Origin of the sequence: Parasphingorhabdus cellanae (assembly GCF_017498565.1) — a bacterium.
GTDB lineage: Bacteria > Pseudomonadota > Alphaproteobacteria > Sphingomonadales > Sphingomonadaceae > Parasphingorhabdus > Parasphingorhabdus cellanae.
On sequence record NZ_CP071794.1, the window covers coordinates 2,042,456 to 2,057,196 of the forward strand.

General features: G+C 54.0%; 17 protein-coding genes. 12 read left to right on the forward strand and 5 right to left on the reverse strand.

From position 1 onward, the window contains the following. Positions 1-18: 18 nt before the first annotated feature. On the reverse strand, positions 19-474 hold the full coding sequence (locus tag J4G78_RS09685; protein WP_207986393.1) for a serpin family protein: 456 nt from the start codon (positions 472-474) through the stop codon (positions 19-21). Positions 475-706: 232 nt separating this feature from the next. On the opposite strand from J4G78_RS09685, the gene J4G78_RS09690 reads away from it, so the two are divergent. From J4G78_RS09690 to J4G78_RS09715, 6 genes are all read left to right on the forward strand, one after another. Then, on the forward strand, positions 707-1,579 hold the full coding sequence (locus J4G78_RS09690) for an alpha/beta fold hydrolase (protein ID WP_207986394.1): 873 nt from the start codon (positions 707-709) through the stop codon (positions 1,577-1,579). A gap of 32 nt (positions 1,580-1,611) precedes the next feature. Then, positions 1,612-2,511, forward strand: a complete 900-nt coding sequence (locus J4G78_RS09695; RefSeq protein WP_207986395.1) for a sterol desaturase family protein — start codon at positions 1,612-1,614, stop codon at positions 2,509-2,511. A 285-nt stretch (positions 2,512-2,796) separates the two neighbouring features. Continuing rightward, complete coding sequence (gene ribB, locus J4G78_RS09700) at positions 2,797-4,104, forward strand: 3,4-dihydroxy-2-butanone-4-phosphate synthase (RefSeq protein ID WP_207986396.1); 1,308 nt, start codon at positions 2,797-2,799, stop codon at positions 4,102-4,104. Continuing rightward, positions 4,104-4,526 (forward strand): 6,7-dimethyl-8-ribityllumazine synthase, encoded by a 423-nt coding sequence (gene ribH, locus J4G78_RS09705; RefSeq protein WP_207990588.1) that lies wholly within the window; start codon positions 4,104-4,106, stop codon positions 4,524-4,526. The genes ribB and ribH overlap by 1 nt, the downstream gene beginning before the upstream one ends. A 73-nt stretch (positions 4,527-4,599) precedes the next feature. Beyond that, positions 4,600-5,133 (forward strand): MarR family winged helix-turn-helix transcriptional regulator, encoded by a 534-nt coding sequence (locus J4G78_RS09710; protein ID WP_207986397.1) that lies wholly within the window; start codon positions 4,600-4,602, stop codon positions 5,131-5,133. Between the two features lie 118 nt (positions 5,134-5,251). After that, positions 5,252-5,749, forward strand: coding sequence for a Dps family protein (locus tag J4G78_RS09715; protein WP_207986398.1), 498 nt, complete (start codon positions 5,252-5,254; stop codon positions 5,747-5,749). A gap of 213 nt (positions 5,750-5,962) precedes the next feature. On the opposite strand, the gene J4G78_RS09720 is transcribed toward J4G78_RS09715, so the two are convergent. Next, positions 5,963-6,424: an RrF2 family transcriptional regulator gene (locus J4G78_RS09720; RefSeq protein ID WP_207986399.1), complete on the reverse strand. Its 462-nt coding sequence runs from the start codon at positions 6,422-6,424 to the stop codon at positions 5,963-5,965. A gap of 82 nt (positions 6,425-6,506) precedes the next feature. On the opposite strand from J4G78_RS09720, the gene J4G78_RS09725 reads away from it, so the two are divergent. Both J4G78_RS09725 and J4G78_RS09730 read left to right on the forward strand, forming a co-directional pair. Then, positions 6,507-6,959 carry a group III truncated hemoglobin gene (locus tag J4G78_RS09725; RefSeq protein WP_207986400.1) on the forward strand — a complete coding sequence of 151 codons (453 nt, stop codon included), beginning with the start codon at positions 6,507-6,509 and terminating at the stop codon, positions 6,957-6,959. 2 nt (positions 6,960-6,961) lie between these two features. After that, entirely contained in the window at positions 6,962-7,279 is a 318-nt protein-coding gene (locus tag J4G78_RS09730) for a TehB-like domain-containing protein (protein WP_243457313.1), read from the forward strand. Here J4G78_RS09730 and J4G78_RS09735 read toward each other — a convergent pair whose 3' ends face one another. Further along, positions 7,280-8,029, reverse strand: a complete 750-nt coding sequence (locus J4G78_RS09735; RefSeq protein ID WP_207986401.1) for an ion transporter — start codon at positions 8,027-8,029, stop codon at positions 7,280-7,282. Positions 8,030-8,207: 178 nt separating this feature from the next. Between J4G78_RS09735 and hppD the strand changes: the two genes are divergently transcribed. The 3 genes from hppD (at position 8,208) to J4G78_RS09750 (ending at position 11,012) form a co-directional block, all read left to right on the forward strand. After that, positions 8,208-9,311: a 4-hydroxyphenylpyruvate dioxygenase gene (gene hppD / locus J4G78_RS09740; protein WP_207986402.1), complete on the forward strand. Its 1,104-nt coding sequence runs from the start codon at positions 8,208-8,210 to the stop codon at positions 9,309-9,311. Then, positions 9,308-9,859: a VOC family protein gene (locus J4G78_RS09745; protein WP_207986403.1), complete on the forward strand. Its 552-nt coding sequence runs from the start codon at positions 9,308-9,310 to the stop codon at positions 9,857-9,859. Before hppD ends, J4G78_RS09745 begins: the two co-directional genes overlap by 4 nt. Positions 9,860-10,001: 142 nt before the next feature. Next, positions 10,002-11,012, forward strand: a complete 1,011-nt coding sequence (locus J4G78_RS09750; protein WP_207986404.1) for a fumarylacetoacetate hydrolase family protein — start codon at positions 10,002-10,004, stop codon at positions 11,010-11,012. Positions 11,013-11,250: 238 nt separating this feature from the next. Here J4G78_RS09750 and J4G78_RS09755 read toward each other — a convergent pair whose 3' ends face one another. Continuing rightward, positions 11,251-11,709 (reverse strand): Lrp/AsnC family transcriptional regulator, encoded by a 459-nt coding sequence (locus J4G78_RS09755; RefSeq protein WP_243457044.1) that lies wholly within the window; start codon positions 11,707-11,709, stop codon positions 11,251-11,253. Positions 11,710-11,763: 54 nt separating this feature from the next. On the opposite strand from J4G78_RS09755, the gene J4G78_RS09760 reads away from it, so the two are divergent. Next, positions 11,764-12,861 carry a PLP-dependent cysteine synthase family protein gene (locus J4G78_RS09760; protein ID WP_207986406.1) on the forward strand — a complete coding sequence of 366 codons (1,098 nt, stop codon included), beginning with the start codon at positions 11,764-11,766 and terminating at the stop codon, positions 12,859-12,861. A gap of 361 nt (positions 12,862-13,222) precedes the next feature. Here the strand turns inward: J4G78_RS09760 and J4G78_RS09765 are convergent, their stop codons facing one another. Then, positions 13,223-14,740, reverse strand: coding sequence for a hypothetical protein (locus J4G78_RS09765; protein WP_207986407.1), 1,518 nt, complete (start codon positions 14,738-14,740; stop codon positions 13,223-13,225). Position 14,741: the final 1 nt, after the last annotated feature.

The following is a 14,741-nucleotide window of genomic DNA, read 5'->3' on the forward strand; positions in this document are numbered from 1 at the left end:
AATGGGCTATATGTATTTTTAGCCTTCCGGCTTCACATAGCGCCCCATAAACAAAATGGCATCGGTCCGGCGGTCGCGGATCAGAAAAAAGAACGGATGATCTGCCTTGAATATAACAGGTTTGGGTTCTTTCTTTCGGGCACTTGCAGTGACGACGATCCCCAGAGCCGTCGCAGCAGCAGCCTCTGTGCCCTTTTCATCAACCTCCAAAAAGGTTTGATGAATAATCCCGTCTATCGCCAACGGCTCATCCGTCATCTCCGAAAAGTCCGCTTCATTGGAAAAAGGAATTTTCATACCCAGTCGAGAGATTGGCTCTGACAGCTCTGACTTCATCTCCAGTTTAAATTTTGGAAGGGTAACTATAGTTTTGACACTAAGTGTATTTTTCAGCTTTTCAATCCATTGAACGAGTGTTGTTGATGACATCAACGCCGCGAAAATGCCGCTGACTAGCAGTGGCCTTATGACCATTAGAACACCCCTTTTTTAGGGTATAATATCTAATATTTCAGCAGTTTTTCCAAAATAGATAGTTAATGGCCGAGATTATCAAAACGATCTGGTCGTCTGAGAACCCTATTGGAATGCTTGTCGCGTCGAAGCTATCCGATTAGAGACGGCGATAGATTTCTCTAATAATGACCTCAATGGGATTCAGAATGACGACCTAGAGGCTGTCTTAAGACAATGAACAGGACCAAAAATGACCCTCATCGGCCCCGCTTCGCACAGCTATTTCTCACAGCGGCTGCGGCTGCATTATGCTGATTGGGGCAATGCAGAAAAGCCGCCGTTGATCTTGCTTCACGGCGGCAAGGATCATTGCCGCAACTGGGACTGGGTCGCTCAGGAATTGCGAGACGACTGGCATATAATTGCGCCCGATGTACGCGGCCACGGTGACAGCCAATGGAGCACCGATGGTAATTACACGACCATGGCGATGGTCACCGATCTCGCGCAGCTGGTCCATCAGCTTGATCTGTCCCCGGTCACGATCGTCGCGCACAGCATGGGCGGGAATATCGCCTTGCGCTATACCGGCCTTTATCCCGATACGGTGCGCAAGCTGGTGGCGATTGAAGGGTTAGGCCCCGGTCCCGAAATGCTCGCCGAGCGCGAGAAAATCGGTCAGCTGCAACGCGTACGCAATTCGATCAAGGAAAAGCGCAACGCCTCGGGCCGTCAGGTGAAACGTTATGCGACCTTTGAGGATGCGTTGAAACGGATGCAGGACGCAAATGGCCATTTGTCCGATGAACAGGCCCGCCATCTCACTACCCACGCCGTCATCCGCAACGAGGATGGCAGCTATAGCTGGAAATTCGATCCCTATGTCCAGCATTGGGATAGTATTGATCTGTCGCAGGATGATATTCACGAGCTATGGAGCAACATCAGCTGTCCGACCCAATTGCATTACGGCGCGGACAGCTGGGCGAGCAATCCGGAAAAAGATGGCAGGATCCAATATTTTGGCGACAATGTGACGGTGAAGGAATTTGCCGATGCGGGCCATTGGCTCCATCATGATCAGTTCGATCAGTTTGTTGGCGAGTTGCGGGATTTCCTGTAAGCTTGTTTTCGTGATCGGAGCGGGATCGGGAGATGATTGAAAAAGCGATAGAAACACTAGGCAGCGAAACCGGTATCTGGTGGATGGCAGGTGCCTATTTCGGAATGGTGCTGGCAGAGCGGGTCTATCACCTGCTCAAAGGCAGCCGCTATGACAATGCCGATGCTTTGTGCAGCATTGGGCTCAATCTTTTGGGCAGCGTTATCAAGCTACTATTCGGACTGGTGCTGCCATTTGCGCTCTACATCCTCGTCTATGAAAATTTCCGGTTTTTCACCATCGACAATCTCGCGCTGGCGGCGCTGCTCGCTTTTGTCGTGCACGAGCTGTCTTATTATTGGGATCACCGACTGGGCCACCGCGTCGGGCTGCTCTGGGCGTTTCACTCGATCCATCATAGCTCGAATGAATTTAACCACAGTACGTCGGCGCGCGGATTTGTCCTCGACAATGTTGCGCGGGGACCGCTGGATGCCATAGCGGCGTTGATGGGCGTACCGCCAATTATCTTCCTGGGTGTGTCGGCGCTTAAAAATATCTTCGGTATCTGGAATCATGCGAGCTATGTCGGCGATCTGGGGCCAGCCGAACATGTGCTGGCAACTCCGCGCAATCACATGGTCCATCACGCCAACCAGCCGCATTATATCGACAAGAATTATTCCCAGGTCTTGATCCTATGGGACAAGCTGTTCGGCAGTTTTGAACCTTATCAGGAGCGCCCGGTGGTCGGGCTGGTTAGACAGGTCCATGACAATAATCCGTTGACCGCGCAATTTGCCGGCATCAAACAGCTTGCCGAGCGGATGAGCCATGCAGAGCGCTGGCAGTACAAGCTGCTCTATCTCTGGAAGCCGCCGGAATGGTCACATGATGGTGTGTGCCGAAGCGACTGCCCGAAATATGCGCTAACGCTGGAACCGGCGGAGTGAAAAACTAGGGCAAGCGCGTTTGGATAAGAGCCGCGACGCTTTCCTACAACATCTCTCCCATGATAGTGTAGTTGCTGCCTTTCCTATGTAGCGGCACATCAATCATCACATTGTGGATGCGCCATGAAGACTGGACTTGCAAAAATTTTTGGTCGATTCTGTGTATATTGCGTATAAACTGATCGAAATCGCAAAAAGCCTATCACATTTGATGTGATATTGCTCTGGACGCATCACATTATAATGTGATATCAGCGCTGCACAAACAACAGATAGGCAGCTTCCATGAGCAAGAGATTGATAGAACAACTAATCGAATTGATCGATTCCGGCAAGGAAACGCGTGCAGGCTTGGCTCGCGCTGCTGGCCTTCACGCCAATAGTTTAAGACGGTTGGGCGAAGACGACTGGAACCCGACGGCGGAAACACTCGGCAAGCTGGAAAAATACCTCGCCAGCGGCGGCAACAGCGTGATGGCGACCGCCGAAGAGATTATCAACGAAGCGCGCAATGGCCGCATGTATATATTGGTCGATGATGAGAACCGGGAAAATGAAGGCGATCTAATTATTCCCGCGCAAATGGCGACACCGGACGCGATCAACTTCATGGCGAAATATGGTCGCGGGCTCATTTGTCTGGCAATGGCGAAGGATCGGGTCGAAGAACTGGGCCTCGATATGATGAGTCAGAATAATCGCACGGCCCATGAGACCGCTTTTACCATCTCGATCGAAGCGCGCGATGGCGTGACGACCGGCATTTCAGCCGCTGATCGTGCCCGCACCGTGGCCGTGGCAATTGATGGCACCAAGGGTAAGAGCGAGATTGTGACGCCCGGCCATGTCTTTCCGTTGCAGGCGCGCAACGGGGGCGTGCTGGTGCGCGCCGGTCATACCGAGGCGGCGGTCGATGTGTCCCGCCTTGCTGGCCTGAACCCGTCCGGTGTGATCTGCGAGATTATGAAAGATGATGGCGAAATGGCGCGGCTCGATGATTTGATCGAGTTTGCCCAGCATCATGGAATGAAAATCGGCACCATCCGTGATCTGATCGCCTATCGTTTGCGCAATGACCATCTCGCCCAGAAACGTACCGAAGCGACATTTGAAAGCCGCTGGGGCGGCGAGTGGAAGGCGATTACTTTCTTCAACACGGCGACCGAGTCGGAACAAATTGTTCTGCAAAAAGGCCATGTCGATCCGGAGAGCCCGACCTTGGTTCGCATGCATGCAACGGCGATTTTCAGCGACGTGTTTGGCAAGACCGGTGCCCATAGCGGTACGCTGGCCGAATCGATGAAGATTATCGGGGACGCAGGCTCCGGTATCATCGTGTTCATCAGTCCGCGGATACCGGATTTCTATTCGCGCCAGGTCGCGCGCCTGAAAGGGGAAAAACCGGCCGATATGGATCAACTGCGCGACTATGGCGTCGGCGCACAGATCCTCACCGAACTGGGTGTAAGCGATATGGAATTGTTGTCCAATACCAGCCATGACCTGGTCGGGCTGGATGCCTATGGCCTGCGCATCGTCGGCCAGCGGGCAATACCCACGGCTGATGCGGCCAAAGAACTGGAGACTGCATGATGGCCAAATTCCTGATTGTCGAAGCGCGTTTTTACGACCATTTGAATGACATGTTGCTGGATGGCGCCAAGGCGGCTCTGGAAGCGGCCGGCCATGACCATGAAATCCTGACTGTGCCCGGCGCGCTGGAAGTGCCCGGTGCGATATCCATGGCGCTAGACAGTGACCAATATGACGGCTTTGTCGCCTTGGGCGTGGTCCTGCGCGGTGAAACCTATCATTTCGAAATTGTCTCCAACGAAAGCGCGCGTGGTATCATGGCGCTCACACTGGACGGGGCGGCGATCGGCAACGGGATCATCACCGTCGAAAATGAGGCGCAAGCCCTCGCCCGCGCAGACAAGGAACAGAAGGACAAGGGCGGAGAAGCCGCCAAAGCGGCCGTTGCCATGTATGAACTGGGGCAGAAATTTGCCGGTTGAACCGGTGACTTGCACGCTTTCCAAAAAGAGTCTTGACATCTAAACATTAGTGCTCTAAACATTATGACACTAAATGATTGAGAAAGAAACATATAGCGAAACGGTTGATAGCCATATCTCTGCTGCAGCAAGCAGTCAGGCGGATATGGTGCTGACCAGCTTGCGGCAAATCATTCGGGCCATTGATGTGCAATCCAAAAAACTTGCACGGGAAACCGGACTGACGACGCCGCAACATGTCGTATTGAAAGCGGTTGATGAGCTGGGCGAAGTGACCACGCGTCAAATCTCCGGGCATGTCAGCCTCAGCCAGCCGACAGTGACGTTAATGTTCGACAATCTCGAAAAACGCGGTCTGGTGGAACGCTATCGCAGCACCACAGACAAGCGAATCGTGCACTCCCGGTTAACCGAACAGGGGCAAGCCGCACTAGATGCCGCTCCGCCTCTGTTACAGGACCATTTTCTCGACCAGTTTGGTGATTTATCGAAGGATCACCGCGATCATATTCTCTCCGCGCTGACAGAAGTTGCGCGGATGATGGGGGCCGATGAGCTAGACGCATCGCCGGTCCTGACAATAGCATCTCCGCCCACTGCCCAATAAGTGGCAACAATGAGCGTAATGGTCAGCCGAAAGGCGGCCCAAAGATGCAAGATGCGTCACTAACCCGACTGCAGCGCTCCGCTAAGCGTGTGAGCGCGCAAAGAGAAAGGAACAGTCTATGACTACCACTATCGATAAATCAGACATTCGCGAAACGAACACCGACCTGAAACGCGACGACCGCGTGGACATGGCAGAAAAGCTCGGTGAAGTACTCGCTTCGACTTATGTGCTCTATCAGAAGACACAATCAGTGCACTGGAACGTGACCGGACCGATGTTTGTCAGCGTGCACAAGATGACCGAAGCGCAATATGAAGATCTTGCAGAATCAATTGATGATCTCGCCGAAAGGATTCGGGCATTGGGCGCGAAAACGCCAGTCGGTCTATCCACTTATATTAACGCAAGTACGATTGATGATCAGGTCGAGTGGGGCGATGTCGATGCCATGCTGACACAGCTGTCGAGCGACAATATCGCAGTGGCCAACCAGATGCGCGAATTCGTAAAAACCGCGGAAAAGGCGAATGATGTATTCACCGCCGACTTGCTCACATCGCGGATTGGCGCACTGGAAGAAGCATCATGGATGCTGTCAGCCAGCTTGTCATAAGCCAACTACGACCAGATTAAATAACAAAGGATCCTAAATGACTGTAAGAACAAATGAAGCGCGCCAAGGCATGATCGTCAAAAACATGCCAACTATTTTAGCGACGTCGACAATACTGGCCATTGCCGTACTATCGATTGCTATCGGCGTCTTCTAAACGGGATCTGATATTGTAGATGTGCAAGCATCAAACAAACTACAAGCCGCCTCTGCCTATCCGGCAGGGGCGGATTTTTCTGTATGTGCCATTGCCTCGAAAATATCGCTGAACGCCTTTTTCTGTTTGATCGCATCAGACAGGGTAAATCCGTCCAGATGGCAGAGAAAGGCCTCGACCGCATCAGCCAGCATGTGGGAAAGCCCGCAAATCGGCGTTATAACACAGTGATTTGTGGAACCCGGGCTACATTCGACAAACTGGTTAAACTCCTCCATCGCGCGCACCACCGTTCCGATGTTGATCTCCGCAGCCTCATGGGCCAGCATCAATCCGCCCCCGCGGCCACGCTGGCTGATAATGAAACCGGCACTGGCAAGCCGTTGCACGACCTTCATCAAATGGTTTTTGGAGATGCCATATGCCGAAGCGATATCATCAATCGTACAACTCTCTTCCTGCGTTGCCAGGAACATCAGGGTTCGAAGCGCATAATCGGTCTGTGTCGTTAATCTCATTAAACATGCATATTATATATTGCTTTTAACCACAAGCCGGATATAAGAAGTATATTGTATACCTGTTTAAGTGAGTCGAACCATGGTCCACCCACACACGATGGCCGCCCGTGAAGATAAAGCCGCCCATGCAGCTGCCCTGGGGATTACCGAAGTGCGGATTTCGGAGCTGGTAGAGCGCTTTTATGAAAAGATTCGCGGCGATGCTTTGTTGGGGCCTATTTTTGATGAGAAGGTCACCAACTGGCCGCCCCATCTGGCACGCATGAAGGATTTCTGGACGTCCATCGCGATTGAGTCAGGGCGGTTTCGCGGCAACCCGATGATCAAGCATCTGGCGATCTCGGACATCAAGCGCATCCATTTTGACCGCTGGCTTGCCCTGTTTGACGAGACGTTGCAGGAAGTAATGCCAAATGCGGGCGCGTGCCGATTTCTGTCCGAACGCGCGGCGCGCATCGCTGACAGCCTGATGACCGGGATTTCCATCCACCGGGACGGCTTGCCCGAAATCGCTCAGAAAAGGGGAGATTGACAGTGTTATCCGATGTGACCGATATGTTCGAACCGACACCATATCGTTCAACCCCTGTCTTCGATGAAACCAGCTTGCCGAAAGCCCTGCAAGCGGCCCACTGTATCAAGGCCGGTTCATGGGGTGTGCTTGAAGTGCTGAGTGGCCGTATCCACTATGTAGTGGAAGAGAGTCAGGTCACACACCTGATGTCGGCCGGCGATTGGCAGTTGATCCAACCGGAAGAATTGCACTATGTCACCCTGATCGGTCCGATGCAGATGCAAGTGCATTTCTATCGCGAAAAGCCGAATATCAAGCCAAAAATGAGCGAAGACTGATCAGGCGGTCTTTTCACCCCGCATCTCGGCCACTTCCTGTCGCAAGCCGCGTATCTCTTCCAAGATGACATCCCGCTGCGCGCTTTGCTCTTCGTCTGCCTCTTCGTGCATGGCATTGACAATGATTGCGATAAAGAGATTGAGTACGACAAAAGATGTCACAAGAACAAAGGGCACAAAAAACGCCCAAGCCCATGGATAGACTTCCATGATCGGGCGGACGATGCCCATCGACCAGCTTTCCAGCGTCATGATCTGGAATAACGAATATAGTGAAGCGCCGACAGAGCCGAACCATTGTGGGAAGGCTGCGCCAAATAGCTTTGTTGCCATGACAGAGGCGACATAAAAGATCAGGCCCAACAGCAAAATTACCGACCCCATCGACGGGATGGCTGCCAACAGGCCTTGCACCACTTGCCGCATTTTTGGCATCGCGGAAATAAGCCGAAAAGCGCGCACGATCCGCAATGCTCGCAATATCGCATAATTCCCACCCAAAGGAAGCAACGCGGCCGAGACGATCACAAAATCGAAAATATTCCAGCCGCTGCGAAAGAACCCCAGACGATAAACCAGCAATTTCAGCAATATTTCGATAACAAAAATTACAATCGCGATCTGGTCTAAAGCGATCAGAACAGGGCCAAAAGAAGCCATCACATCAGCAGATGTTTCCAAACCAATGACGACCGCATTGACCACAATGACTGCCATGATCGCATTTTGGAACCAAGCCGATTCGATCATGCTTTTGATCTTCTGGATCACCGCGCTTACCTTTTTTAACTTTGATTTCTGCCATTTGGCGACTTACGCTCAGTGGATCAAGTAAGGATTGAACGTCTCGCTCCACTTGCGTTTGGTCATCGCCTCCGCTATAGTTTCATTTGTAACTATATTGCTTCTGTTGATAAGGAATACACCCATGGCTGATCTTTTCGAAAACCCGGCAGGTCTGGACGGCTTTGAATTTGTGGAATTTTGCGCGCCTGAAAAGGGTGTTTTGGAACCGGTTTTTGAAGTGATGGGCTTCACCCGGGTTGCCCAGCATCGCAGTAAAGACGTGCATCTTTGGCGGCAGGGCGGGATCAACCTGATCGTCAATTATGAGCCCAAATCAGCTGCCTGGTACTTCGCGCGAGAACATGGCCCGTCCGCCTGCGGCATGGCTTTTCGGGTAAAAGACGCGCGTAAGGCCTATAACCATTTGCTGGAAAACGGCGCGGAACCGGTCAGTGTGGAAACCGGCCCGATGGAACTCCATATCCCGGCCATCCGCGGTATTGGCGGTGCCATTCTTTATCTGGTCGACCGTTATGACGGTGGGGAACGCGGCGAGTCGCTTTCCATTTATGATATCGATTTTGAATATCTGCCAGGCGTTGATCGTAATCCCGTCGGTGCGGGTTTCGATATTATCGATCACTTGACCCATAATGTTTATGGCGGCCGGATGAAATATTGGGCGGATTATTACGAGACGCTGTTCAATTTCAAGGAAATCCGCTTCTTTGATATTAAAGGTGAATATACCGGCCTGACCTCCAAGGCTTTGACAGCCCCGGATGGTAAGATCAAAATCCCGCTCAATGAAGAAGGTGAAGGCGGTAAAGGGCAAATTGAGGAATTCCTGCGCGAATTTAATGGCGAAGGCATTCAGCATATTGCGCTAATCTGTGATGATCTGATCGCCTGCTGGGACCGGCTCAAGAAGCTCGGCGTGCCGTTCATGACCGCTCCACCAGACACCTATTATGAAATGTTGGATGGGCGCTTGCCCGGCCATGGTGAAGATGTCAGCGCGCTGCAAAGCCGTGGTATCCTGCTCGACGGCACGACAGAGGGCGGTGAACCGCGTTTGCTATTGCAGATTTTTGCCGAAGCACAAGTCGGCCCAGTTTTCTTCGAGTTCATCCAGCGCAAGGGCGATGACGGTTTTGGCGAAGGCAATTTTAAGGCGCTTTTCGAAAGCATTGAGCGCGATCAGGTTGCGCGCGGCGTGCTGAATGTGGAAGAACCTGTCGCATGACTTCTGCACCCAATCTCTCCGGCATTCATCATGTCGCCTATCGCTGCAAGGATGCGAAGGAAACCACCGAATTTTATCAACGCGTCATGGGCATGAATTTTGATGTCGCCTTTGCCGAAAACGAGGTACCTTCGACCGGCGAATATGATCCTTACATGCATATTTTCCTAGATGCCGGCGGCGGCAACATACTCGCCTTTTTCGAGCTGCCGGAGCAACCCGATATGGGCAAGGATCCGAATACACCGACATGGGTGCAGCATATTGCGTTCAAGGTGAATACGCTTGATGAACTGCTGGCCGCCAAAGCGAATGCGGAGGCCGAGGGGCTCGAAGTCCTGGGCCCCACCCATCATGGTATTTTCAAATCCATCTACTTTTTCGATCCCAACGGACACCGGCTGGAAATCGCCTGTGATATCGGGACGGACGAAGAGATGAAGGAACTGCGCCGGGTTGCGCCCGAAATGCTCGAAGAATGGAGCCGCACCAAAAAGGCGCCACAACATGCCGCATGGCTGCACGAAAAAGCGCGCGACGAACATTAAGATGAGACCTCACAAACCGCGCTCATGCTGAGCTCGTCAAAGCATGAATGGCGCAAGACATCCAAATGATCATTGCATCCACCCTTCGACAGGCTCAGGGTGAGCGGATGTTGTTGGACTTACAGAAGGAATATCCTGCCCTATGAAACTCGCGACGCTGAAAAATGACACACGCGATGGCCGGCTGGTCGTTGTCTCGAAAGATCTCACCCGTTGCTGCGAAGCGAATAATATAGCCCCCACTCTTCAAGCCGCGCTCGACAATTGGGAAGACTGCGCGCCAAAATTAGAAGCATTGTACCGCGATGTTGAGCATCAGGCGGTGCCCTGCGAACGCTTTCATGAAAATGACGCACATTCGCCTTTGCCGCGCGCCTATCAATGGGCCGATGGCAGCGCCTATATCAACCATGTCGAGCTTGTCCGCAAAGCGCGCGGCGCCGAAGTGCCGGAGAGCTTTTACAGCGACCCGCTGATGTATCAGGGCGGCTCCGATGCATTTCTCGGCCCGCGCGATGATATTCCGCTGGGCGACCCGAAATGGGGTTGCGATATGGAAGGAGAAGTCGCTGTCATAACGGGCGATGTGCCGATGGGCGTTAGTGCGGACGAGGCTGCCGATCATATTCAGCTGATTATGCTGTGCAATGACGTGTCACTGCGTGGCCTGATTCCCGGCGAGCTGGCCAAGGGCTTCGGTTTTTTCCAGTCCAAGCCACCCAGCGCTTTTTCGCCTGTCTGCGTCACACCCGATGAACTCGGCGAAGCGTGGAAAGGATCGGTCATCCATTTGCCACTGCATGTCGACTATAACCGCGAACCATTTGGCCGCGCCAATGCCGGCGTCGATGCGACCTTCAGTCTGGCCCAACTTGTCGCCCATGCCGCGAAAACCCGCCCCTTGTGTGCGGGCACGATTATCGGATCGGGCACCGTGTCCAATCAGGATGCAGACGGCGGACCGGGCAAACCAGTTGCCGACGGCGGCCTGGGCTATAGCTGTATCGCCGAAATCCGGATGATCGAGACCATCGCCGATGGCGAAGCGAAGACGCCGTTTATGAGCGCTGGCGATACGGTGAAAATCCAAATGCTGGACGAAGATGGACACTCGATTTTCGGGGCCATTCGCCAGGAAGTCGTTGCGGTTTAGAGGAGAGGGTTTTTTGACCCCAAGCGCCGGACGCGGGCATCCGCCCGCTTGGCTTTCCTCGCATAAGCTCGGGCGCGCGGTCGCGCTTGCCTCGCTCCGCTCGGAACTAACCTCTCAAGATTCGCACCAAACCGACGCAAAGCGGAGGCAAGGGCGCCAAAATCAAATGGCGTCCACCGCGCCTTATGGGGCGCGTAGCCAAGCGGGCGGATGCCCGCGCCGGGCGCCTGAGGTCATATCAAACAGGCACCGCCGTCTCATACTTGATCCGCTCCATCGCGAAGCTCGCGGACACATCGGACAACGGAACAGCCTTGATCAGCTTTTTGTAAACCCGGTCATAATCGGCAACGTCACGCACCAGCAGCTTCAGCAGATAATCCACCTCACCGGCCATCCGATAAAACTCCACCACCTCTTCCACAGACGAAGCCGCCGCCGCGAATTTCTCCAGCCATTTGTCGCTATGGTCGCTGGTCCGTACCGCGACAAAGACGGTCATGCGCAACCCGACCGCTTCGGGGTCCACAATCGCCACCCGCCGCGCGATTATGCCGTCAGCCTCCATCCGCTTGATTCGCCGCCAGCAGGCATTGGTCGACAGGCTGAGCTGCGCCGCCAAGTTTTCGAGCGACGGGCTGGCATCCCGCTGCAAAGCCTTCAGGATATTCCGGTCGTTATCATCAATATTTTTCATATTTATATTCATAAATAGAATATTATCACATTTTATCGCCATTCCAAGAGAATAATGGCAAAGATATTTGACGAACTTGTTGATATTCCAACGCTTCAATCAGGGGGAATATCCATGCTCGATCAAGTTGGCAGAAGCTGTGAAGACAAATTCCGGGCGCTATCCGGGCTCATAGGCAATACGCCGATGCTGCGGATCAACGCGCGCTGCGACGGGCAGGATGTTACCGTCTACGCCAAAGCGGAAATGTATAATTTCTCCGGCAGCATCAAGGACCGCATGGCGCTGTCCATCCTGCAAAACGCGACCCGCAGCGGCGCATTGAAGCCCGGGCAGCGGATTGCCGAAGCAACCAGCGGTAACGCCGGGATTGCCATGGCGGCTCTCGGCACCGCTTTGGGCCACCCGGTGACCATTTTCATGCCGGATTGGATGAGCATGGAGCGCCGCGCCATTCTTGCCAGCCATGGCGCAGACGTGCGGCTGGTGTCCAAAGAAGAAGGTGGTTTTCTGGGTTCCATTGCGCTGGCCGAAAAAATGGGCGAAACCGAAGGCGCGTTTTTGCCGCGACAATTTTCCAACGAAGATAATTGCAATGCCCATTGCGCGGGCACGGCCCCAGAAATCTGGCGGCAGGTGCAAAGCGATGGCGCAAATCTGGGCGGCTTTGCGGCGGGCGTGGGCACCGGCGGCACCATCATGGGCGTGTCGCGTTATCTGAAGCAGATGGACGCCAGCATTTCCTGCCATCCGGTGGAGCCGGTCGAATCGCCCACGCTCTCCACCGGCTATAAAGTTGGTCATCACCGTATTCAGGGCGTATCGGACGAGTTCATTCCCGAGATTGTCAAGCTCGACCAGATTGACGATATTATCGATGTCAACGACGGTGACGCGATTTTAATGGCGCAAAAGCTGAGCCGGGTCTTCGGCCTGGGCGTCGGCATTTCCAGCGGCGGCAATCTGGTCGCGGCCATCCGGCTGGCCCTGATGCAGGAGCCGGATGCCGACGGGAACCGCAAAGCCATTGCCACCGTATTTTGCGACAGCAACGCGAAATATCTTTCGACCGATCTGGCAAAGGAAGAGCCATGCCGGGATTGTTATCTGACACCGCAGGTCGAACTGCTGGAGATGCAGACGATCCGGTAGTTTGGTTGCCGCGATCGGGCAAAGTTCACACGGTTCACAGGGTCTTTTTGCTGAGTTGATGGAGGTTGAGCCATGAAAAGCTCACATGGCTCACACCATATTTCGGGCAACTATTTCTGTACGGCTGTTGTTCCAAAGTTCACACAAATCACACCCCTCCAGATGGCGCAGAGACAATGCGGACGGTCAATATTCAGAGATGAAAAAGAGCGGCACTTTCAATATCATAGCGATCGCATTGTAGGAAAGCGCTTCGTTTGCTTTACCGGAACTTTGAGACACTTGACACAGCGCCTAGAGTGGCCCGGCATTGCAGTTAACCCTGAACTCCGCATCAAGCGCGGAGCACGAACCCTAACAACTATCCCAGCACCGCCTGATTGCGTTTGCCATCGGACGTAATCGTTACCTTCTCGCCGATCAAGTCAGTCTCTTCCGGCGCATCTTCCAAAAGCCCGATGCACGGCACCCCATTCTCATCCTGCAACCACAAAGTTGCGGCTCCGGCGATACCCTTCACGTAGGGCAAGGCGTAGCTTTTGATCACCCCGTTGCCCGACGCGAAATGGTCGGGTTTTGTGCCTTCATCCGGCGGCATATAATTGGGCGCAGCGATTCGGTCTGGTGACCAGCGGCCGGCCAAGGGCTGCGCGGCATAGATGCCCACCGATTCCTTGTTGATCGCGCCGCCATTGGCGGAAATCATGCCGGGTTTGCTGCCGTCCTGACGCAACGCCTGGACCAGGGCGACAATCGCATGGGTGCTGTAACTGTTACCGGGACCGCCAAAGAAACTCAGTCCGCCAGTCAGCGTATAGCTCGACAGGGGTCGGTCCGGCTGGTTCAGCGCCTCCATCACCAGAGACACCGCGACCGGGAAACAGCTGTAAATATCTATCGGGCCGATATCGCTGGCTTGCTGCTCGGCAAGATCCAGCGCCTTGCCCACTGCCCATTCCACGGCAGGAGATCGCGACAGATCCATCTGCTGGCTGATGATCGGGATACTGGCGTCCGCACCGCTGTGGAGATAGATCATCTTGTCCTCGGCCACACCCAGATCGGCTGCATGGCCAGCCGTTGTGACGATCACCGCACCGCCCAAAGCCACGGCATCTTGCGCCACCATCCAGCGGCGATAGGGATCGTTGAGCTGATAATTGCCGCCGCCATCTTGCAGCAATTCCTCCGCGCTCCAGTCCTTGGCAAATTGGGCGTGCTCGCGCGTGGAAGCGACCGAGGAGAATGCTGACCACAGCTCTGCCATATCTTTCGCATAGCTGGCCCGATCCCTTCCCAGGTGACTGCGGCGGGCATTTTCCAGCAGGCCATAAGCCATGGGCATAGAGATAATCCCGTGGCGAAATTCATACATGGTGAGCACCGGAAACTCAGTGCGTTTGTCGATAAAGTCGCGATCCGATGGCTGATTCCAATCCATCTCATGGCCCGCTTTCTTGGCGCGCTTGACTGTTCCGATGGATTCAGCGCCGCATAAAATAGCCGCCTTGATTTTGCCCTCATGAAGCTGGATCGCCAGATCATGCATATGTTTTTGCGGGCTTTGGCCCCCGACATCGCCATAGACGAGCTGCGCCGGATTGAGGCCAGCGGCCTGCGCAATCGCATCGGGTAGATTGTCCGGCGAGCCATAAGCATGGGGAACGCCGCTGTCATGAAACAGCCGGGTCGCAAGCAGACAGTCAATTGAAGCGCTAAGCTTGTCCTCGACCCCGCTATCGGCCAGCGCCGCCTCGACTGCCGCTGATGCCAAATCAACCGGTGAGGGCCATTCGATACCGAGTGATTGCTTCAAGGATTGCCCGCTCGCTTCTCCAACGCCGATCAATACGGGTGCTTGGCGGTCCGAAATTGTCATG

Excerpts from the sequence above, each read along its gene's own strand:
- hppD (WP_207986402.1), top strand. The coding sequence starts at position 8,208 with ATGGCTGATCTTTTCGAAAACCCGGCAGGTCTGGACGGCTTTGAATTT.
- J4G78_RS09695 (WP_207986395.1), top strand. The coding sequence starts at position 1,612 with ATGATTGAAAAAGCGATAGAAACACTAGGCAGCGAAACCGGTATCTGG.
- J4G78_RS09715 (WP_207986398.1), top strand. The coding sequence starts at position 5,252 with ATGACTACCACTATCGATAAATCAGACATTCGCGAAACGAACACCGAC.
- J4G78_RS09710 (WP_207986397.1), top strand. The coding sequence starts at position 4,600 with ATGATTGAGAAAGAAACATATAGCGAAACGGTTGATAGCCATATCTCT.
- ribH (WP_207990588.1), top strand. The coding sequence starts at position 4,104 with ATGGCCAAATTCCTGATTGTCGAAGCGCGTTTTTACGACCATTTGAAT.
- J4G78_RS09755 (WP_243457044.1), bottom strand. The coding sequence starts at position 11,709 with ATGAAAAATATTGATGATAACGACCGGAATATCCTGAAGGCTTTGCAG.
- J4G78_RS09750 (WP_207986404.1), top strand. The coding sequence starts at position 10,002 with ATGAAACTCGCGACGCTGAAAAATGACACACGCGATGGCCGGCTGGTC.
- J4G78_RS09690 (WP_207986394.1), top strand. The coding sequence starts at position 707 with ATGACCCTCATCGGCCCCGCTTCGCACAGCTATTTCTCACAGCGGCTG.
- ribB (WP_207986396.1), top strand. The coding sequence starts at position 2,797 with ATGAGCAAGAGATTGATAGAACAACTAATCGAATTGATCGATTCCGGC.
- J4G78_RS09725 (WP_207986400.1), top strand. The coding sequence starts at position 6,507 with ATGGTCCACCCACACACGATGGCCGCCCGTGAAGATAAAGCCGCCCAT.
- J4G78_RS09745 (WP_207986403.1), top strand. The coding sequence starts at position 9,308 with ATGACTTCTGCACCCAATCTCTCCGGCATTCATCATGTCGCCTATCGC.
- J4G78_RS09735 (WP_207986401.1), bottom strand. The coding sequence starts at position 8,029 with ATGATCGAATCGGCTTGGTTCCAAAATGCGATCATGGCAGTCATTGTG.
- J4G78_RS09765 (WP_207986407.1), bottom strand. The coding sequence starts at position 14,740 with ATGACAATTTCGGACCGCCAAGCACCCGTATTGATCGGCGTTGGAGAA.
- J4G78_RS09685 (WP_207986393.1), bottom strand. The coding sequence starts at position 474 with ATGGTCATAAGGCCACTGCTAGTCAGCGGCATTTTCGCGGCGTTGATG.
- J4G78_RS09760 (WP_207986406.1), top strand. The coding sequence starts at position 11,764 with ATGGCAAAGATATTTGACGAACTTGTTGATATTCCAACGCTTCAATCA.
- J4G78_RS09720 (WP_207986399.1), bottom strand. The coding sequence starts at position 6,424 with ATGAGATTAACGACACAGACCGATTATGCGCTTCGAACCCTGATGTTC.